At 35.4% G+C, this 21409-nt stretch carries 21 protein-coding genes; 9 read left to right on the forward strand and 12 right to left on the reverse strand.

Annotated elements, in window-relative coordinates; all coding sequences use genetic code 11:
• Window positions 1-110: 110 nt before the first annotated feature.
• The 6 genes from I6760_RS12900 to nadE all read right to left on the reverse strand — a co-directional run bounded on the left by I6760_RS12900 (window position 111) and on the right by nadE (window position 6454).
• Entirely contained in the window at window positions 111-815 is a 705-nt protein-coding gene (locus tag I6760_RS12900; RefSeq protein ID WP_330997935.1) for a TIGR03936 family radical SAM-associated protein, read from the reverse strand.
• Window positions 787-2667 carry a TIGR03960 family B12-binding radical SAM protein gene (locus tag I6760_RS01870; protein ID WP_330997936.1) on the reverse strand — a complete coding sequence of 627 codons (1881 nt, stop codon included), beginning with the start codon at window positions 2665-2667 and terminating at the stop codon, window positions 787-789. The genes I6760_RS12900 and I6760_RS01870 overlap by 29 nt, the downstream gene beginning before the upstream one ends.
• A 107-nt stretch (window positions 2668-2774) precedes the next feature.
• A complete protein-coding gene (locus I6760_RS01875) occupies window positions 2775-3260 on the reverse strand; it encodes an ATP synthase subunit B family protein (RefSeq protein WP_196592826.1) in 486 nt (161 codons plus the stop codon).
• 167 nt (window positions 3261-3427) lie between these two features.
• Window positions 3428-3907 carry a pantetheine-phosphate adenylyltransferase gene (gene coaD, locus I6760_RS01880; RefSeq protein WP_196592828.1) on the reverse strand — a complete coding sequence of 160 codons (480 nt, stop codon included), beginning with the start codon at window positions 3905-3907 and terminating at the stop codon, window positions 3428-3430.
• Between the two features lie 12 nt (window positions 3908-3919).
• Window positions 3920-4489 (reverse strand): 16S rRNA (guanine(966)-N(2))-methyltransferase RsmD, encoded by a 570-nt coding sequence (gene rsmD, locus I6760_RS01885; protein WP_196592833.1) that lies wholly within the window; start codon window positions 4487-4489, stop codon window positions 3920-3922.
• 66 nt (window positions 4490-4555) lie between these two features.
• Window positions 4556-6454: an NAD(+) synthase gene (gene nadE / locus I6760_RS01890; RefSeq protein WP_196592836.1), complete on the reverse strand. Its 1899-nt coding sequence runs from the start codon at window positions 6452-6454 to the stop codon at window positions 4556-4558.
• A 491-nt stretch (window positions 6455-6945) separates the two neighbouring features.
• Between nadE and I6760_RS01895 the strand changes: the two genes are divergently transcribed.
• The 9 genes from I6760_RS01895 to I6760_RS01935 all read left to right on the forward strand — a co-directional run bounded on the left by I6760_RS01895 (window position 6946) and on the right by I6760_RS01935 (window position 15958).
• A complete protein-coding gene (locus I6760_RS01895; RefSeq protein ID WP_330997937.1) occupies window positions 6946-7914 on the forward strand; it encodes a polyprenyl synthetase family protein in 969 nt (322 codons plus the stop codon).
• 115 nt (window positions 7915-8029) lie between these two features.
• On the forward strand, window positions 8030-8320 hold the full coding sequence (locus tag I6760_RS01900) for a Sec-independent protein translocase subunit TatA/TatB (protein ID WP_196592837.1): 291 nt from the start codon (window positions 8030-8032) through the stop codon (window positions 8318-8320).
• 145 nt (window positions 8321-8465) lie between these two features.
• Window positions 8466-8678 carry a twin-arginine translocase TatA/TatE family subunit gene (gene tatA / locus I6760_RS01905; RefSeq protein ID WP_196592838.1) on the forward strand — a complete coding sequence of 71 codons (213 nt, stop codon included), beginning with the start codon at window positions 8466-8468 and terminating at the stop codon, window positions 8676-8678.
• 61 nt (window positions 8679-8739) lie between these two features.
• Window positions 8740-9465, forward strand: coding sequence for a twin-arginine translocase subunit TatC (gene tatC, locus I6760_RS01910; protein ID WP_231036286.1), 726 nt, complete (start codon window positions 8740-8742; stop codon window positions 9463-9465).
• A gap of 42 nt (window positions 9466-9507) precedes the next feature.
• A complete protein-coding gene (locus I6760_RS01915) occupies window positions 9508-10968 on the forward strand; it encodes a menaquinone biosynthesis decarboxylase (protein WP_196592840.1) in 1461 nt (486 codons plus the stop codon).
• On the forward strand, window positions 10961-11812 hold the full coding sequence (locus I6760_RS01920) for a 4-hydroxybenzoate octaprenyltransferase (RefSeq protein WP_196592841.1): 852 nt from the start codon (window positions 10961-10963) through the stop codon (window positions 11810-11812). The genes I6760_RS01915 and I6760_RS01920 overlap by 8 nt, the downstream gene beginning before the upstream one ends.
• 17 nt (window positions 11813-11829) lie before the next feature.
• Window positions 11830-12690: a bifunctional methylenetetrahydrofolate dehydrogenase/methenyltetrahydrofolate cyclohydrolase FolD gene (folD, locus tag I6760_RS01925; RefSeq protein WP_196594721.1), complete on the forward strand. Its 861-nt coding sequence runs from the start codon at window positions 11830-11832 to the stop codon at window positions 12688-12690.
• 71 nt (window positions 12691-12761) lie between these two features.
• The gene (locus I6760_RS01930) at window positions 12762-14429 is read left to right on the forward strand and encodes a formate--tetrahydrofolate ligase (RefSeq protein ID WP_196592842.1); all 1668 of its coding nucleotides are present in this window, start codon (window positions 12762-12764) and stop codon (window positions 14427-14429) included.
• A 272-nt stretch (window positions 14430-14701) separates the two neighbouring features.
• Entirely contained in the window at window positions 14702-15958 is a 1257-nt protein-coding gene (locus tag I6760_RS01935) for an HD-GYP domain-containing protein (protein ID WP_196592844.1), read from the forward strand.
• A gap of 126 nt (window positions 15959-16084) precedes the next feature.
• On the opposite strand, the gene I6760_RS01940 is transcribed toward I6760_RS01935, so the two are convergent.
• The 6 genes from I6760_RS01940 to rny all read right to left on the reverse strand — a co-directional run bounded on the left by I6760_RS01940 (window position 16085) and on the right by rny (window position 21027).
• Window positions 16085-16588, reverse strand: a complete 504-nt coding sequence (locus tag I6760_RS01940) for an HD domain-containing protein (RefSeq protein ID WP_231036045.1) — start codon at window positions 16586-16588, stop codon at window positions 16085-16087.
• Window position 16589: 1 nt separating this feature from the next.
• Entirely contained in the window at window positions 16590-17423 is an 834-nt protein-coding gene (locus tag I6760_RS01945) for an Asp23/Gls24 family envelope stress response protein (protein ID WP_196592845.1), read from the reverse strand.
• 132 nt (window positions 17424-17555) lie between these two features.
• Entirely contained in the window at window positions 17556-17816 is a 261-nt protein-coding gene (locus I6760_RS01950; protein ID WP_196592846.1) for a stage V sporulation protein S, read from the reverse strand.
• A 134-nt stretch (window positions 17817-17950) separates the two neighbouring features.
• A complete protein-coding gene (locus I6760_RS01955; RefSeq protein ID WP_196594723.1) occupies window positions 17951-18733 on the reverse strand; it encodes a TIGR00282 family metallophosphoesterase in 783 nt (260 codons plus the stop codon).
• Window positions 18734-18854: 121 nt separating this feature from the next.
• The gene (locus I6760_RS01960) at window positions 18855-19373 is read right to left on the reverse strand and encodes a hypothetical protein (protein WP_196592847.1); all 519 of its coding nucleotides are present in this window, start codon (window positions 19371-19373) and stop codon (window positions 18855-18857) included.
• A gap of 127 nt (window positions 19374-19500) precedes the next feature.
• Window positions 19501-21027, reverse strand: coding sequence for a ribonuclease Y (gene rny, locus I6760_RS01965; protein ID WP_407947305.1), 1527 nt, complete (start codon window positions 21025-21027; stop codon window positions 19501-19503).
• Window positions 21028-21409 lie beyond the last annotated feature (382 nt).

The following is a 21409-nucleotide window of genomic DNA, read 5'->3' on the forward strand; positions in this document are numbered from 1 at the left end:
TGAGCATCATAAATATAAAAAAGCCTGCCACTGCTACGTTACACGGTGACAAGCTTTTTTTATTAGTAATATATTTTTATACGATGACCCCTTTAACAAAATTTTTACGTTTAGACAATATCCAGCAAATTCTTACCAGCTGCCAACAGTTCTGTCCGGTTTATAAGAATATCATCATAATTAAAATCCGGTATATATTCACTGCATATAGCTTTTGTCACTTCACTAGGCTTTACCGTTCCTTCTGATGATACTCGCAGCTTTAATAAAAGGCTGTTTTCCTTATTATCATACTGTGGATCTGCTGCTAAAAATTTTTTTATATCAATTTCCTTTTTTACCATACGTCCCTTTTGTGCCTTTTTCCCCATGCGCTCTCTAACAAAAACAACCACAAGCGCATTATTGAATTTCCGTACAGCTTCCGTAAATTTTCTCTTATCAATATCCGCGGGCAGTATTACTTTGTATACCGCCATATCTACTAAAGCATTCATTGATTTATGATGTCTGTCCACAAGTTTTTTAGCCCGTAATAAATTTATTCCTTCAGGCAGTGATTCACTCAGCCTAGAAAAGAATTCCGGCTGACAAACATCTTTAGTCAGTTCAATATCTGCATATTCAGCATCAGTAGTAATCCCAAGTGCCAATGCTGAAGCAAAAGAAACTTTCATATGAGGATTAAAACCTTCTGAATAAGCCGCCGGCAGTTTTGCCCGACGAATACAACGCTGTAAAAGATTGGCATAATCTAAATGGGAAATATAACGTAACTGTTCATTTTTAGTTATCTCTACGCGATATATCATCATCGTTATTCCCCTTCCAATCAACAATATCTACCCCAAGTTCTTGGCAAATACCACAGCCTATACATTTACTCCTGCGGCAATCAGGCGTTAATTCTTCAGCCGCAGCTTTTTTATATTCACTTAATAAAAATTCTTTTCTTACCCCCGGAGTTGTATAATCCCATGGCAGTTTTTCTGTAACATCACGTGTACGCAAATTATATTGATTAGGTTCAACACCGATTTCCTCAAAAGCCTGCATCCACGTTTTAAAATTAAACATTTCACTCCAGCCATCAAATTTAGCACCTTTTTTATAAGCCAGATAAATGACTTTTGCCAGACGCCTGTCACCACGCGAAATTATTCCTTCTAAAATACTTGTAGAAGCATCATGATAATTGAAATGTATTGCCTTATTCTTTATATTAGCCTTTAACAATCGCTGCTTCCGCTCAAATTCTTCCTTACTGTTCTGCCCAAACCATTGAAAAGGAGTATAAGGTTTAGGTACAAAACAGGATACACTGACTGTTACTTTAACATCACGACGGCTCTTGACTTTTTTATACAAATCAACAACCTTTTCCGCTAATTCAGCTATGCCAATAAGATCTTCATCGGTTTCAGTAGGCAACCCCATCATAAAATACAATTTTACTGTTTTCCATCCATGCTCAAAAGCAGCAGCACAGGCTCGCAGCAGATCAGCTTCTGTAACGCCTTTATTTATAACATCACGCAGTCTTTGTGTTCCTGCCTCTGGTGCAAAAGTAAGACCACTTTTTCTTGTTGTCTGAAGTTTATGGGCTATATCTATGGAAAAACTGTCAATCCGCAATGAAGGCAGAGAAAAATTCATTTTTTCTCCAGCATATTCATCGATCAGGTTCTCAATCAATACCGGCAGACAGGAATAATCTGCTGAACTCAATGACGTTAATGACATTTCATCATAACCTGTGTTATCAATCATTTTTTTTGCCAGAGCATACAAAGTTTCTCTACGTCGTTCACGCACTGGCCTATATTCTATTCCTGCTTGACAAAATCGACAACCGCGGCTGCAGCCGCGAAAAAGTTCTAGCATCAATCTATCATGAACAATATTTATATATGGCACAATTGGTTTTTCAATACTGGGAATATCATCCATATTTTTTATTACACGTTTTTTTATCACTTTAGGTATATCAGGAAAAAGCGGTACTAGTTCTTTAAAAACCCCTTTTTCATTATATTCAGCCCGATAAAAAGATGGCACATATATTCCCCTTATTGCAGCAAGCCGATGCAAAAGTTCCTGCCTGTCATGCGTTTTTGTTTCTTTATCCCATGTTATAAATTCTGTTACTACTTCATTTATAACTTCTTCACCCTCACCAATAATAAAAAAGTCAAAAAAATCGGCTATTGGTTCCACATTATAGACACAGGGACCACCGCCGACAATGAAAGGTTCATAATTCTTTCGCTCTTTAGAAAGTATTGAAATACCCGCTAGATCAAGCATATTCAGTATATTAGTATAACTTAATTCATATTGTAACGTAAACCCGACAAAATCAAATTTTCCTAATTCAGTAAATGATTCCAGAGTATATAGAGGAATATTATTTTGTCGCATTTTTTCTTCCATATCAGGCCATGGTGTATATACTCGTTCCGCTGCTGTATCATTTCGCTTATTTAATATTTCATATAAAATCTTCAGTCCCAAATTGGACATTCCCACTTCATATACATCAGGCATTGACAAAGCAAATTTACAGGCAATTTTATCTAAATCCTTACACACTGCATTTACTTCACCACCTGTATAACGAGCTGGTTTGCTGACCGCCTGTAAAATAGACGGAGATAATTTTATCATACTATTATTTCATTCCTATCATTTATCAAAAAAGCTGCTGCCAAAATCTGCATAGGCAGTAGCTTTATGTTTATAAACTGGCACATATTATTAATTTATTACATCTATCATTCATTTTTTTTCCCTTGGGCCTGCCTCGTATCACCACTGCCATCATCATTAAGTCCATTTTTAGCCTGTTGAACCACTTCTAAAATATTACCCAAATTTCCCAAAAGATGATCAAATACCTGATTAGCATAATGCAATGAATCATTCTTCAAATCATCTGAATGCTCTATAGTCTTATCCATAATTTCTTTTGCCTGCACTCGTGCCTGTTCTACAATCTGATCTTCTGCCGTCATTTTGGTAGCATAAACTTTTGCTTGTTCGACTATCTTTGCTGCCTCATTTTTCGCATCATCTAGTATCATCTGCTTAGTGCGGATAACATCTTCTGCACTCTTTATCGTCTGCGGCAATTCCTTACGCAGACCATTAATAAGACGCATAATATCATCTTCTTCAATGATACATTTATTGGTAAATACAAGGCGACGGGCATCGACTACCAAGTTTTCCAATTCATCAAGTAGTGCGTTTATAGCCATTTATACATCCTACCTTCATTTGTATTTTATACTTTTTTACTTTTATGGCTGCTTAAATAAAGCCTTTTCCTCCAAAATATCATTGACTAAGAATGATATTACTGCCAAATATTTAAGGATAAACTTTCTTTTTTTAAGCAAACTGACATCTAACAAAATTATCAATCTTAATGAATAGACTTTTCCTTTATAGTTTTTTCTACACAATCAGGAACAAGTCCTTCAATATTTCCCTTAAATCTTACAAGCTCCCGTATTGCCGATGAACTTACATAAGAATATTTATGCTCACTCATAAGGTATACCATTTCCACATCAGGCACCATGCGTTTAAGCATTATCATCTGCGCCGTTTCATAAAAAAAATCATTTTGATCTCTAAGTCCTCTTACAACAATATCAGCTTTCTTATCTTTAACATAATCAGCCAAAAGTCCATCAAACGCATCTATTGTTATATTATTTATATGCCTAGTTGATTCTTGCAGTAAACTCAAGCGATCCTCTATTGTTAAAAAAGGGGTTTTTCTGATATTATTGAATACAGCAACAATAAGATGATCAAATATCCCTGCTGCCCGCTCAAAAATATTTATATGCCCGTTCGTCACCGGATCAAAACTGCCAGGACATAATGCAATTGTCAATATATTACCTCCTCAGGCATTATCTAAAACTGTACATTTATATATGTCTATTTTTGTTGTTGCTCCATATACTTTACTGCGTATCAGCGAAAATCTATCCTTTTCTAAGGTAATTTGTTCATCTGCGCCGGTTTCAGCAATAAACATACCATTTTTAGATAAAATCTCATATGTCTCCACCATATTTAATACAGTCTCGCATATTCCTTTATGATATGGCGGATCACAAAATATAAAATCAAACTGCTGCCTTTTTCTTGCTAATACTTTAATTAAATTTAATGCATCACCCTGAAATATATCAGCCTTATCCTGCAAATGTGTATGCAATACATTAGCTTGAACTACCTTTATGCTGTCACTATCCATATCGATAAAAACAGCTTTTTTTGCTCCCCGGCTCAATGCTTCCAGTCCTAAAGACCCACTGCCAGCAAAAACATCCAGTATAATAGCACCCGCAAGCTTAAAATTCAATATATTAAAAAGTGATTCTTTTATCCGATCTGCTGTTGGACGGGTATTCATCCCTTTTGGTGCCTTTAATTTTGTGCCACGAGCACAGCCGGTAATTATTCTCATAGTTTCATCCTTTGCAAACCATTATTAATTATATAGTATAACAGAAAAAATATGTCCTGCCAAAATTTATTTATTTAACAATTCCTGCTTAATTTTCTCATACTGTCTAGTATAATATGGTCCGTTCTGCGCTTCGCGCTGATCGAAGCCATATGCCCTGCGGCTTACAGCTAATATCGGTGGTGCCTGAATACGCTTGGCCACAGCCATGCCGGAAAACAAGTTCCACCAGTGCTCTAAATCAGTAATAAATTCACTGACATTAGCAAAATATTTTTTGACTATTCCCGGTGCACAACCAATATTTTTTTCTAATACACCATCCTTATACCATTGTAATATATCTTCCGGTACAGCCTTGTCCCACCGCTCCACAAATGAACGAAATAAATAATCATGATATAAATACTTTATTGGGTCACCTTTACCTGCATCAACATTCTGTTCAACAGAAAGTTCTGCACTAGGAACTATATCTATTACAGCCTGAGGGATAACTTGTTTTTTATAGACCTTACCATTAAGATACCTTGCTAAGTTATATACCTGATATTTCCATAGATCCGCCAAAGCCGCCAAAAAACCTGACTGATCGCCATAAAGCGTAGAATACCCCACAGTGGTTTCTGCCTTATTAGCATTGCAAGTAAATCCAGCTCCAATAGCAGCTGCTACGCTTGCTAAAATACGAGCAGACCGATCACGAGCCTGAATATTTTCCGCTGTAAATGATGACACTTTTATTTGTCGGGGAATATTTTCTGAAGCATTTTCTATTTCTGTATTTTCTAATTGGTTTATTGTATAATCAACAACTTTTTGAATAGGTATTACCGCATATGGACACCCTAGATTTAATGACATTTCGTGAGCAAGGCTCTTAGTTGTGGAAGAGTTATATACACTAGGCATATTTACTAAAAGCACATTTTTAGGGCCAACAGCTTTAACATATAATGCTGCTGCAACAGCTGAATCTATCCCCCCAGATATTCCGATAACTACTTTCTTCATGTGTATTTTTCTTAAAAAATGCTTGATTCCATACAATAAAGCTTTATATATTGATGCAGTTTCATCTTCCTTAATTTTATCTATCCCATTTACAAAATTTTTTTGCCTGGCCGGTAGTATAATATAACTATTTTTTTCCTCATATGGTTTTATATAATCAATAATAGTTCCGTCATTATTATAAACAGTACTTGAACCATCAAATGTATATACTGTTTTACCATTATTTTGTATTCCAACTTTGTTTACAAATACAATAGGAACATTATTCCTTCTAGCATGTCTAGAAAATACTCTGTGCCGTTTATCATTCTTTCCTAAAGTATAGGGAGACGCTGATATATTAAAAATGACATCCAGTTTATTATTTTCACATAAAATATCTATAGGAGAGATAGGATAATCATCATCCCAGCCATCTTCACACAAAATACATCCTATTGATAACTTCTTTCCTTTTATAGATAATTTGAAGGGCTTTATAAGTTCCCTCACATTAACCTCTAAATCAGTAGCCAGCATCGCTGTACTATAAAAATAACGTGTATCATCAAATTCGCGATAATTAGGGTGAAGGGTTTTTATTGCAAACGGATACTTAGAGTCCTGCGGTCTTATCAGTTTTTTATCTTGCGCTACAAAAAGAGCATTATATTTTCGCTGTCGACCATCTCGATTTTTTTTCTCCCAGTCAACTGCGATATTACCAAAAATTATTACAATATTTTCTGCTGCTTTTATTATTACTCTGCCACATTCTTCACAATCACGCAAAAAGGCTGATGAATCCCATGTATCACCAATGAAATAACCTGGCACAGCCATTTCCGGAAATACTATAATATCAGCTGCATTTTTTTTCGCACTTTCTATATACGCAAGCATTTTTTTTAAATTACTGCTGGGATGTCCTGCCTCAACTTCAAACTGGCATGAACAGATTTTTATCATAACATTTCCGCCTTTTCTATATTAATTCACTTCATATATAAAATATAGTCTATTTGCCTTCATCGACTTTATTACTGCATGTCTTATATTAGTTATAGTGCTTTTTATAATATTTAAATTGTCAGATAAATATTAAAATATCACGAAAATTATTCTTTGACAAGCAAAATATGTACATTGATACTTATTGTTAGCTAATTTTATTCATTTCTAGAACTACCGCAGACAATTATAGCGCCCACAATCTATTCATATTTTATTTTCTTTTTACGGGTGATAATAAATTCCTAGTTTAAAACTACCGTACAACAAATATTTTAAATGCAACTATTTAAAACACATTGGATACAAAATTTTTCTTAATTATAACTTAGTAAAAATTAGATAATAATCATAATAATTTAAAGTTTTTTTGCCATGGTAGTTTACTAACTGCTATATTTTGTAGTAAACTTAATTAGTTATGAATTTACTTGTAGGTGATTTATTTGTTGATTAACAAAATGTTATACATTATAAAAAAAGATTTACAAGCTCTAGAAAGCGGCTTACACCGAGAGGTTCATTCAGATGTTGCTTTAATAACCGATATCGGTGAACATTTAGTCAAGTCAGGAGGAAAAAGACTCAGACCTTCACTTTATTTTTTAGCAGCACACAGTCAGCAAAAATACAACTTAAACTACACTTTACCGCTGGCAATAACCATAGAACTCATCCACATGGCTTCACTGGTACACGATGATGTTTTAGATAATGCATCAACCAGACGAGGTTCTGCTACAGCTAATGCTAAGTGGGGCAATAATATATCTATCTTAAGTGGTGATTTTCTCTTTGCCCGTGCTTTTGCCATAGTCGCTGATAAAAATTACGATAAACGCATATTATTACGCCTGGCTAAAATTATTTGCGGATTAAGTGAAGGTGAGATTCACCAAAATGAAAAACATTACCAATTGAGGACAGAACAGGAATATTATGATGCTATTTCGAAAAAAACTGCTGATTTTATAGCTGCCAGCTGTGAAATAGGTGGTATTACCGCCGGCTTGTCAAAAGCTGATACTGACAGTCTTTATACATATGGTCTCTATTTAGGCATGGCATTCCAAATAACTGATGATATTTTAGATTTAACTTCAAATGAACAAAAAATAGGCAAACCAGCTGGTAACGATATTCTGCAAGGCATTATAACACTACCTGTTATAAAAGCAATAGAAGCCAGTCCGCAAAAAGATGAACTCATTACAATAATAACTAATAAAAACGTAGATTCCTTAATGGTCAAAGATGCAATAAAAATAATAAAAAATAGTAATGGTCTTGATTATGCCCGGGAAAAAGTTTATGATTATCTTGATAAGTCAAAAAGAGTGTTACCAGATACACTTCCGCCTATAATAAAAAAGTCATTTTACCAGGTAGCTGATTTTGTAAGAAAACGTGATTTTTAAAATTAAGTATGCTATAATACAATTGTATTTATAGTTATTGCTTATTTAATAAATATAATTAATAATTAATAACATTGATTTTTTATCTTATTAATTCTTAAAAGGAGCGATGAAAATGTTTGGCATTGGTGTTCCTGAACTTATCGTCATTTTGATTATTGGTTTAGTTTTATTTGGACCGGGAAAACTTCCAGAGGTAGGTCGTGCAGTAGGAAAAAGCATTAATGAGCTGAAAAAAGCAACAGCAGGTATAACTGATGCCCCGCAACAGTCGTCTCAACAGCCGGCCCAGCAGCCAGCTGCTACTGCTTCAGTCAAAACAGAAGAACCAGCCAAGACCACAGCACAGAGTACTAACATCAACACAGCAACACAAACCAATTCTACCAAAACAACTAATAAATAATTGTAAGGCGTCTTTGAATTTTAAAGGCGCTTTTTAATTATTTATCAGTTTAATAATTAAAATATTATAAAGCCCTGTTTTGAAACACAAGATATTTTCTTAGATGAATTTAGGTTAATCATGTTAAATTATTAGGAGGATAAAAATGTTTGATATAGGCGTACCTGAGTTACTACTCATTTTGATCATCGGGCTCATATTTTTTGGTCCCGGTAAATTACCTGAATTAGGCAAAGCCATAGGAAAAAGCATCAAAGAATTCAAAAATGCTTCATCAGAAAATGAATCATCCGCTTCAAAAGAAAAACCTTTTACTGAAGAAAAAATTATTGATGTAAAAGAAGAACAGAAAAAGTGAGTGCTATGCTATGACACAAGATAAATATCCTGCCGAATTGCAAAATACAAGAACGGATGAAATGCTGCCTTCAACTGAAATAAATGAGATTCCTGCGGGGAATATGACATTAATCGGTCATCTTGAGGAACTGCGCAAACGTATAATAAAAAGTCTTATTGCTATAGTTGCGGGCAGCACTATTTGTTATTATTTCATAGATAATATAATGCATTATCTGACGCTCCCTGCTGGCAAACTCTATTATATGCAGCCAACAGAAGCCTTTTTCACTTATATAAAAGTTTCTATCTTTGCCGGTTTCTTATTAGCCCTACCCATAGTATTATATCAGATATGGTGTTTTGTCCTGCCTGCCCTGACCATAAAAGAAAAAAAGATTTTACTTTTAGTAGTTCCTTCTTCAGTATTATTATTTTTCTGTGGCCTGGCTTTCTCTTTCTTTTTAGTAATGCCAGCCGCTATAAAGTTTTTTATTGGTTTTAGTGATAATAATCTAATGCCGCTTTTTTCTGTAAGCCATTATTTTACTTTTGTCATTTCTTTTGTCCTGCCATTTGGTTTAGTATTTGAACTACCGCTTATTGTTATACTATTAGCAAAAATAGGGCTTGTAACATCTAAGTTTCTTATAAAAAAATGGCGTATTGTTGTTTTTCTGACATTTGTAATTGGTGCTGTTATTTCTCCTACACCTGATATGTTCACCCAGACAACCATTGCCCTTCCCATGATTTTTCTATATTTTTCCAGTTATTTTATTGTTCGTTTTATCCTAAAAAAATAACAAATTATCTCGTTTAAAATATTTATGAAAAGAGGTTCCTGCATGGCTTTTAATGATTTACGCGAATTCATAACCGTATTAGAAGAAAAAGGATTATTGAAACGCATACATACACCAGTAGATTGTTACTTGGAAATCACTGAAATAACTGATCGTATCTGTAAAATGGATGGCAATAAAAATGTTGCCCTATTATTTGAAAATGTTAAGGGATATGATATTCCTGTATTAATAAATGCTTTTGGTTCTATGCAGCGTATGGCTATTGCGCTCGGCGTGGAAAAACTCGAAGATGTGCCAAATGATTTAAGGGAAATTTTAAGACTTCCTTATATATCATTACAAAAGAAAATGGATCTTATCCATATTATTCCTATGGCTAAAAGAGCTATAAATTTCCCCAAATATGTAAAAAAAGCTCCCTGTAAAGAAGTTATTATAAAAGATAATCCTTCTTTGGATAAATTTCCTATTCTCACCTGCTGGCCACAGGACGGCGGTCCTTTTATTACCTTGCCGCTAGTATTTACCAAAAATCCTGTTACTAAAAAAAGAAATGTCGGTATGTACCGCCTGCAGAAATATAATCGCAATACAACTGGTATGCATTGGCATATCCACAAAAATGGAGCGGAAAATTTCCGGGAATATAAGCGTCTGGGATATACTAAACTAGAAGCAGCTGTTGCCATAGGAACAGATCCGGTCCTTACTTATGCTGCTACGGCACCTCTGCCACGTGATGTAGATGAAATGGTATTTGCTGGCTTTTTACGAAAAAAATCAGTAGAAATGGTAAAATGCGAAACCGTCGACATAGAAGTCCCTGCATCTAGTGAAATAGTATTAGAAGGTTATGTAAATATAGATGAAACACGCCGCGAAGGTCCTTTCGGTGATCATACCGGTTATTATTCATTAGCTGATGAATATCCAGTATTTCATATAACCTGCATTACTCATCGAAAAAATCCTGTTTACTTCACAACCATTGTCGGTAAACCACCTATGGAAGACTGCTATCTCGCCAAAGCCACTGAAAGAATTTTTCTACCTTTAATGCAACAATTAATACCTGAAATAGTAGATATAAATTGCCCGCTTGAAGGTGTTTTCCATAATTGCATGATGATTTCCATAAAAAAAACCTACCCCCAGCAGGCAAAAAAAGTAATGCAGGCTATTTGGGGCATGGGACAGGCCATGTTTACAAAAATGATCATCATCGTAGACGCACATGTAAATGTACAGGATACAAAAGAAGTGTGGTGGCGTGTCTATAATAACATAGATGCTAAACAAGATATTACAATGGTAGACGGTCCGCTTGATGTTCTGGATCACTCTTCACCAATGCCAAAGTGGGGTACCAAAATTGGCATTGATGCGACAAAGACTTGGCCAGAAGAAGGACATACCCGTGAATGGCCAGATGAAATTACAATGTCGGATGATATAAAAAAGACTGTTGATGAAAAATGGAAGGATCTTGGTCTTGAATAAAATATCCGCTCATGTCAATAACATTGCTTTACATCATACTATCTTTGCCCTGCCATTTGCCTATATGGGAATGTTTTTAGCTACCGATGGACTTCCCTCATTACATGATTTCATTTTCATAACCCTTGCCATGATTGGCGCAAGAAGTACTGCCTTAATCCTTGATAATCTCATAGATTTAAAATATGACCGGCTTCAACCGCGCTTGGCCAAAAGGCCCATGGTAACTGGCGATGTTAAAACTCCTGAAGTACTCATTTTAATGTTCATAAGCATCATTCTCTTTACTTTTTCTGCATTGCAACTTGCCCCTATATGCATATATCTTGCCCCGTTGGCTATCTTGATTCTTTTCCTATACCCTTATACAAAACGTTTTACATTCATGTGCCATTTTGTTTTGGGGAGTGCTCTAGCTATGGCACCAATAGGCAGTTATATTGCTGTGACCGGGACTATAAATCTTCCCATTTTAATTCTTGGGCTTGGTGTATGTTTATGGATTGGTGGGTTCGATGCTATTTACGGCAGTCAGGATGAAGCTTTTGATAAAAAACACGGACTGCACTCACTGGCAACAAAATTTACTGCCCGTAGGGTTTTTCCCATAATCTCTGTTGTCCATTTTATAAGTATTATCTGTTTTATTATCACTGGCTATGCCTATCATCTTACCTACACTTATTATATAGGTATATTAATTGCCATAATAACATTAATTTATCAGCACTCAATCGTTTCACCTTATAATTACAGCCGATTAACACAAGTATATTTTATGCGTAATGGAATAGTTTCCATTGTCATATTCATATTTACAGTAATCAGCATATCAGCAAAATAAATTTTAGGAGGACTATGATGTCAGCAATTATCCTCGCCGGAAAAATATATGCCGAGCAACTAAAACAAGCCGCTAAAAACAAAATAAATGCATTAATAGAAAAAACTGGTATTCATCCCGGTCTTACCGTTATAATCGTAGGAGAAGATCCTGCTTCACAAATTTATGTGAGAAATAAACACCGTACTTGTGAAGAAATGGGTATAAACTCACAAATAGTACGATTGCCCGCAGATGTATCTAAAAATGAACTTATTAAAAATATAAAAATGCTTAATGAAAATAAAACGGTGCACGGTATTTTACTGCAGCTTCCCTTACCTCAGCATTTACAAAAATATGAAAGTGAAATTCTTTATAAAATAGCTCCACATAAAGATGTTGATGGTTTTCATCCTGTAAATGTTGGTAAATTATCTATTGGCGAAAAAGCTCTAGTACCATGTACACCTTTTGGTTGTATAAAAATGCTGGAGCTTGCCAATATTCCTATAGATGGAAAAAATGCCGTTATAATCGGCAGAAGCAACATCGTAGGCAAACCTATGGCTAATTTATTGCTTGCACATAATGCAACAGTTACAATCTGTCATTCTCACACAAAAAATCTGCCATATATAACAGCCAATGCTGACATTCTTATTTCCGCAGTGGGTAAGCCAGGATTTGTTACAGCAGATATGGTAAAACCAGGTGCTACAGTAATCGATATAGGTATAAATCGTATAGCACCAAAAAAAATTGTCGGTGATGTAGATTTTCAAAATGTTAAAGAAAAAGCCGGTTTCATTACGCCTGTTCCAGGTGGTGTAGGTTTATTGACAATTGCAATGCTAATGCATAACACAGCTGACGCTGCTTATCATCAATTATTATGATGTCTGCTAATATAAAAAATATATTAACTAGAAAATAATGCTGCATAATTATAATTTTGGAGGGTTATAAAATGAAAAGTGATGTAGAAATTGCCCAAGAAGCGAAAATGGAACGCATTGAGAAAATTGCTGCCCAACTTGATCTTGACGAAAATGATTTAGAATTATATGGTAAATACAAGGCAAAGTTATCTATACATACATGGGATAAAATAAAAAATAATAAAAATGGTAAACTTATTTTAGTAACGGCTATAAATCCCACACCTGCTGGTGAAGGCAAAACAACAACTAGTATTGGCCTTGGTGATGCACTCCATTCTTTGGGTAAAAAAACAGCCTTAGCACTGCGAGAACCATCACTTGGTCCATGCTTCGGAATAAAAGGTGGTGCTGCCGGTGGCGGTTATTCACAGGTAGTGCCTATGGAAGATATAAATTTACATTTTACAGGGGACTTCCACGCCATAACTTCTGCTCATAATTTACTTGCCGCTGTTCTTGATAATCATTTACAGCAAGGAAACGCGCTTGACATTGATGTACGCCGTATAACGTGGCGTCGCGTTGTCGATCTAAATGACAGGGCTTTGCGCAATATAATATGTGGTCTTGGGGGCAAGGCTCACGGTATCCCCCGTGAAACAGGTTTTGATATTACTGTAGCTTCTGAATTAATGGCTATACTATGCCTAGCTGATAATTTACAGGATGCCAAAAAACGTATTGGCCGTATCGTAGTTGCCTATACACGTGCCGGCAAGCCCGTATACGCTGATGATTTAAAGGTAACTGGGGCACTAGCACTTTTATTAAAAGATGCTATAAAACCAAATCTGGTTCAATCACTGGAAGAAACACCTGCTTTTATTCATGGCGGCCCATTTGCCAATATTGCGCATGGCTGCAATAGTGTTCTAGCTACAAAATATGCTCTTAAATTAGCAGATTACGTTGTTACAGAGGCAGGTTTCGGAGCCGATCTCGGAGCCGAAAAATTTATAAATATAAAATGCCGTTTCGCCAACTTAAAACCAGACGCAGTAGTAATAGTTGCAACTATTCGTGCTTTAAAAATGCATGGTAGGCTTGCCAAAAATGAACTTAATAAACCAGATTTAAACGCCCTAAGGCTAGGAATAAATAATCTCACCAAACACATTGAAAACATAAAATCATTTGGTTTGCCTGCTGTTATAGCGATTAATCAATTTCCTACAGATACCGAAGAAGAAATAGCCTTACTAGAAGAACAATGTAAAAAACTCGGCGCAGAATTCTCCTTATCAACCGTATATACCGATGGCAGTCAGGGAGGTATTGACCTGGCCAATAAAGTTATTGCAGCAGCAAATTTACCATCGGAACTTAAATTTACATATACTGATGACATGTCCATAAAAGAAAAAATTGCTGCTGTTGCCACTAAAATTTACGGTGCTGATGGAGTCAATTATACTAAGGCGGCAGAAAAAGCCATTGCTGAATTAACTCAGCTCAATTTTGCCAAACTTCCTGTATGCATGGCTAAAACTCAATATTCACTAAGCGATGATATGAATAAATTAGGTCGTCCTACTAATTTCAAAATAACTATTCGTGAGATTCATTTGTCTGCTGGCGCTGGTTTCATTGTTGCCCTTGCTGGAAATATACTGACGATGCCAGGTCTGCCCAAAAAACCAGCAGCTGAAAACATGGATATAGATATAAACGGGAAAATAACCGGATTATTTTAAAATTATTCTTGCATTTAATCACTATAGGGAATATTATAATGGTAGTTGTCAACTAAAAGGTCAGACGCAGTTGTTATTGTCTGACCTTTAGTCTTGCTTTTTATTAGTTATACTTTTGCGCGGACAAACTAAATCTGTCTTTATGGTTTCACAGGAAAAGGAAATCGAAGGCAAATATCTATATAAAATATTCACTTAATTAATTATTTATATCTAAAATATTTTAATATAGGTATTTAAAAATTATTTACAAATAAAACAAGGAGTGTTTTATGCAAATACATCATATTAACCCATTGAATCTCATAAAATCTTTATCAATGGCCTTAGAATTATTATCAACTAATTTATCTTTTCACCATTGGCGTGTTGCCATTATTTCTATGGCTATTGCTGAAGAAATGCCACTATCCTATACAGAGTGCTCCACCCTTCTGCAGGCTGCCCTGTTGCATGATATTGGTGCTGCTACAAGCTGGAGTGCAAGAATAAAATTAAGATCTAATGGATGGTATCATGAAAAAAAGATTAAGGGGAAATATGCTCTTCATGCCTATAATGGATACAAATTTTTACAACCATCGCATATTTTTGATGATATTGGAAAAATAATTCTTTACCATCATACAGATTGGCAAGATTCGACTACTGCTAAAAAAACTATTCCCATACAATCAAGAATACTACGTCTGGCTGATTATCTGGAAGTATGTATAAAACCAGATAAACACATACTTTTACAAGCTGAAGATATAACAGAAGATATCATAAAAAAATCAGGTACAACTTTTTCTCCAGAAATAGTGAAATATTTTACTAAAATTTCCCACAGGGAAAGCTTTTGGCTTAACATAGTTGATAATTCTTATGCGGAACTTTTTTTCAGCCGCAATAATTTTTATGGCATGACTATGCCATATACAGAGGAAGATGTCATAGATGTTGCCAAAATTTTTGCTAACATAATTGATGAAGCCAGTGGTTTTACTTATAGACATTCCCGCAGTGTTTCTAAAGTATCTGTTTTTCTGGCTCAAAAAAAAGGCTTTTCCGAAAAAGAATTACAAGATATGATGATCGCTGGTCTGTTACACGATATCGGTAAACTATCTATTCCTAATTCTATTTTAGAAAAACCTGGTGCTTTAAACAAGGAAGAATTTGCCTTAATAAGACAGCATACTTATTATACTTATAGAATTCTTCAGCAGATAGACGGATTTCAGCAAATAGCTGAATGGGCTGCATATCATCACGAATATCTAGATGGCTCCGGCTATCCATTCCATCTTAAGGGAGCTGACTTATCTCTTGGTTCACGAATAGTAGCTGTTGCTGATGTCTTTACCGCTTTGCGAGAAGATCGCCCATACCGCCAGGGACTCCCTAAGGAAAAAATATTATCTATTGTATTAAATATGGCAGATAATAACAAACTCGATAAAAAAATAGTACATCTACTGGCAGAAAATTATTCAACAATTTCACTTTTAGTCAAAGGCAGTGGCAAGGGAATCGACCCACGCTAAAAAGAACTGTCGCATGTAAACATTTTCATTCATAAATATGCACATATACTTCTTGTCTTTTCTAAAAAACAAAGCAGTTATGGCACCTTTATGGGGGCAATGTCATTCATGCGACAGCTTTTTTTATTATAAAGCAAACATACGTGAGCAGATATATCTTCCGGCAACTGTGCGAAAAATTCTATTATATGCTGATTTAACAGTTTCTTCACCCGCTGTATCTTCATATAAATTAACTAAAAAATCCGCCTCTACCAGAATTTGATAATCCTTCCCAATAATATTACTATAGGTATGATGATGGGCAATAAGAAATAAGACCCGTTTTTTCACTGCTTCATCAACATGCAGTGCTGTCAAAATTTTCTCTGCTTCTGCCGGCCCCTCTTGTTCCTGCAGTTTCCCGCTACAGGAACCATATTTTTCTTCCGCCGGCCTGATTCCAATATCGTGCATCAATGCTGCAATTTCTAAAATATTCTGCTCTTTATTAGAAAGTTTTTCCATTTTTCCTATCATGGAGGCATACGTATACACTTTTGTAAAATGCTGAATACGCTTGGCATCCCCTTTAAAATAATCCAGCATACTGGTAAAAACTTTATTTGTAATACATATCTCTCCTTTCATTTTAAACTAAAACCCGCAAAGCTTTAACAGTAATATCAATCCTTTGTACTACCATTCCTGTCATATATTCAATAGCTTTCTTGACTTTATCCTGCATATCATGCAATAACGTAGGAATATGTTTTCCATAGCATAAAACCACTTTAAAAGATATACAAATTCCCTGATCTTCATTATCCTTCAGTACATGGCTTATACGAACACCAAACAATTTATCGACTATTTTTTTATCCGAACAAACCTGCAAGATAATAGAAGATATCGTAGAATCATCAATTATAAGCCTACCATAATAACTAAAAACCGGCCGTACAATAGATTTTTCTCCCAGTTTACGCCGCTTGGTTCGTGACTTCTTAAAAAATGACTGTATTGGATCTATTAAATACCCCGAAAAGTGTGGTTTAAGCTCAATAGTAGGCACAGGTATAATATGCTTACCCTCTTTCATTCTGCACTTATAGGCCTTTTGCATTTCTACACGTGTAGCTATATCCGCAATATTTATTATCTTTGCTATTGGTGGCAAACCTAATATATTACAAATTTTATGAACCATGTTTTCCGATGTACCCAATACCAAAATTCGATGCGGCTTTTCCTTTCTTATTGCAGCTTTGACTTCATCCGCATGCCCTGGAAGAATAAAGATAGCGCGCCGTACAGCCATAATCTTACTAGTTTCTCGCTTAGCAGAATGACCTGCTATTATCTTCCCATCTTTAATTAAAATACCATCATCAATTATAGCATCAGCTTTATTCTCATGAGCCACTATAAGCGCACGGTGGCTTTTGCCTGTTCCGCTTGGCCCGACTAAAGCAATAACATCCATCTTAGGCCGCTCCTCAAATCCGATTTTAATAAATATAGCCTCTTAAGCTTAATTCTTAGAAATATTATATACTAAATAAATTCATTAATAGCCTATCTGGCAATAAAACTGTTCATGTTCTTTATTTTTAATTCACCGCGGTTCTACTATCAATTTTATTGCCGTACGTTCTTCCCCATCAATTTCAATATCGGTAAACGCTGGTATGCAGATTAAATCTATACCATGTGGAGCAACAAATCCTCTGGCTATGGCAATTGATTTTACTGCCTGATTAATAGCTCCTGCACCAATAGCCTGCATTTCAGCACTTTTAGTTTCACGCAAAACTCCGGCCAGAGCCCCTGCAACAGAATTAGGATTAGATTTAGCTGATACTTTTAATATTTCCATTATTAGCACGCTCCCTATAATATAACTAAACTACATGATATAGTAGAATATTCGCTAAAAAAAACCTATTCCCTTCATTTATAAATAAATACCGTAAAATAAAAAATTACGAATATTAATAAAAGAACCGTATTTTAATACGGTTCTTTTATTAATATTCGCTCTACTGCGGATGCTTTATTGGTTTTATCATCAATATCTATAACCAGTGCACTAAAAATAGCCGGTCCTTCTGCTGCTTCAAATCTTGCCGGTCGACATGATTTAAAACGTTCTATGACTGTATCTTTCTCCATTCCCAGAACAGATACACGCGGTCCTACCATTCCCAAATCACTCATATATGCTGTTCCCTGGGGTAATATTTGTTCATCAGCCGTCTGTACATGAGTATGGGTACCAGCAACACAAGTAACACGTCCATCCAAATACCATCCCATAGCAATTTTTTCCGAAGTTGTCTCTGCATGGAAATCAAGCATTATAATCTGACACTCACGACTTATTTTTTTCAATATCTGATCTATTTTTTGAAATGGACAATCCATCGGTGGCATAAAAGATCTCCCTGATAAATTAACTATCCCGATATTTTTGGCTTTAAAAGGATATATACAATATCCCTTTCCCGGTACTGGTTCAGGATAATTGGCCGGTCTGATTAAAAAAGGCTCATTGTCTATAAAATTTATTATTTCTCTTTTATCCCATATATGGTTACCTGATGTTATTACATCTGCACCAGCACGGTACATTTCATCAAGAGTTTTTTTAGTGATACCTCTTCCACCTGCTGAATTTTCTCCATTAACTATAGCTGCGTCTATTTTCTTTTCCTTTTTTAAATTTGGCAGATATTTCAACAAAGCCGTTCGACCTGTTCGTCCACATATATCCCCTACCATCAATATTCTCATTAAATTCTCCATTTCTAATAATATTTTACTACTTTTTTACATAATCTTTGCTAGCAATAGGCAAAATCAGCGGATGCGCTTATATATATTGTAAGCGCATCCGCTGACTAATTCAAATTTGTCATTTATTAAATACTAACACGCGACCTTCTTCCCATATCCCGATAATACGCTCACTTACATGATTAAGTTTTACATTTCCCAGCATACGATCAATAAGATCTTCCTGTACAAGTTCATTATCATTTTCAGCCGTACTCCCACAGCCTTTTATTATTGCATCACCAAAATGCTCATTCATTAATGTACTTATAAGTTTAATTTCATTTTGCGAAACCGTATCCATATCGCGTAATATATTCATAAACAAAGTATTCTCCTGCAAATCAGTATTTATCGAAATCTTGGCATTCTCTATTTTCTCAAGATAATGATACGCTGAAATACTGTCAAGCAACAACTTTTTAAATTTCTTAAATTCATCAGATAAAACCATTTTATCTAAAGTAAAAGTAATTTTTAAATACCCCGTGTCAGGATCAAAACTTATAGTGCCAATTTCTGGATAACGCAAAAGAATAGATACCAACAAATTCACACCATCCATATTAACAGTCTGTTCTTCTTTCAATCCCTGCATGACATTCACCACCTCTACTATTATAAGTAATTATTATTATAGCAAGGCCTTATGATACAAGCAACAAAAGAATAAAAAAACAGGCACGGCAAATAATTTTTTTGCACGATACCTGTCATTTGCTTATTTATTTTGCATAATCAATTACTCGTGTTTCACGAATAACTGTTACTTTTATCTGACCAGGATATTCCAGTTCACCTTCAACTTTTTTAACAATATCATGTGCGAGTCCTACCGAAGCAACATCATCTATTTTATCCGGTTTAACCATAATACGTATTTCACGACCGGCCTGAATAGCAAAAGAGCGATCAACACCTTCAAAAGATTCAGCAATCTCTTCCAAACGTGTAAGTCGTTTAAGATATGATTCCAAACTTTCCCTGCGTGCACCTGGACGAGCTGCTGAAATAGCATCAGCTGCTGCCACCAAAACTGCTTCAACAGTTCTTGGTTCTTCATCACCGTGATGTGCCGCAATTGCATTTACGATATTTGCTGATTCCCGATATTTTCTTGCCAAATCAGCCCCGATTGTTACATGGGACCCTTCTACTTCATGATCTACAGCCTTACCAATATCATGCAATAAGGCTGCACGTTTGGCAAACTGCACATCTACTCCCAATTCAGCCGCCATAATTCCTGCTAAATGGGCTACTTCCATAGAATGATTTAAAACATTTTGTCCATAACTTGTACGATATTTCAACCGTCCTAATAAACGAATAAGTTCAGGATGAAGACCATGTACTCCCGTATCAAAAGAAGCTTGTTCGCCTGCTTCCTTTATACGCTGGTCTACCTCTTTCTTCGATTTTTCTACCATTTCTTCAATACGTGCCGGATGGATACGGCCATCTGTTATGAGTTTTTCCAAAGCAATACGCGCAATTTCACGCCGTACCGGATCAAATCCTGATAAAATAACTGCTTCAGGTGTATCATCAATAATCAGATCTATTCCTGTAAGAGTTTCCAATGCCCTTATATTACGTCCTTCACGACCAATTATACGGCCTTTCATTTCGTCATTAGGGAGCGCCACTACAGAAACAGTAGTTTCTGCTACTTGATCTGCCGCACAGCGCTGGATAGCTTGAGCAATTATATTTTGGGCCTTTTTCTCGCCTTCATCTTTGGCTTGCTGTTCATATTCTTTTATCATAACCGCTTTATCATGCTTGATAGCTGTTTCAGCGTCGGATAAAAGTATTGATTTAGCTTCTTCCATGGTAAGTCCTGATATACGTTCCAACTCCATAAGCTGTCTTTTATGCATAGAGTTAACAGCTTCACGTGTTTTATCGAGCTCACTTTCTTTACGAAAAAGTGATGCTTCTTTTTTTTCCAGCCCATCTATTTTACGATCAAGATTTTCTTCCTTTTGCATCAGACGTCTTTCCTGGCGCTGAAGTTCATTTCTGCGTTCACGTGTTTCACGATCAACTTCCTGACGCAGACGATGCATTTCTTCTTTGGCTTCAAGTATAGATTCTTTTTTTCGTGTTTCAATATCTTTATGTGCTGAATCAATAATACGTTTTGCTTCCACTTCAGCTGAACCCACAATAGCTTCAGCTTTCTTTTTCCGTATAACATATCCAACAACAATTCCCAAGATAATAGCAATAAGTGCCGCTAAAATTATCCCGATAATAACTCTCGTCCTCCTTTCAAATTTTTATATTTTTAATTTTTTACAAGTATACAATATTACTTGACAGTGATTCTACTAACCACTTTAGGCAAAGCTCCTGCACCATGCCAATATTATTGTCAATAAATAGACGTATCCGCAGTTTCACAGTTTATCCAGCAATTCTTACTACTTAAATTGCAAAAATCCTTACCACATTGGTCAAACATACTAGCATCACATATTGATTATTTTAAAGGTTTTTAATGACAGTGTCAAGCAATCTTACAGCCTGATACAGCAAGGGCTGTAAATATTAAAAGATAATATTTTACAAGTGTCTTTTCTATTGCTATAAAACTAACTAATATGATACAATCAATTACAAAAGTTT

It is taken from the genome of Pectinatus sottacetonis, from assembly GCF_015732155.1.
In the GTDB taxonomy this organism is placed as follows: Bacteria; Bacillota; Negativicutes; order Selenomonadales; family Selenomonadaceae; genus Pectinatus; species Pectinatus sottacetonis.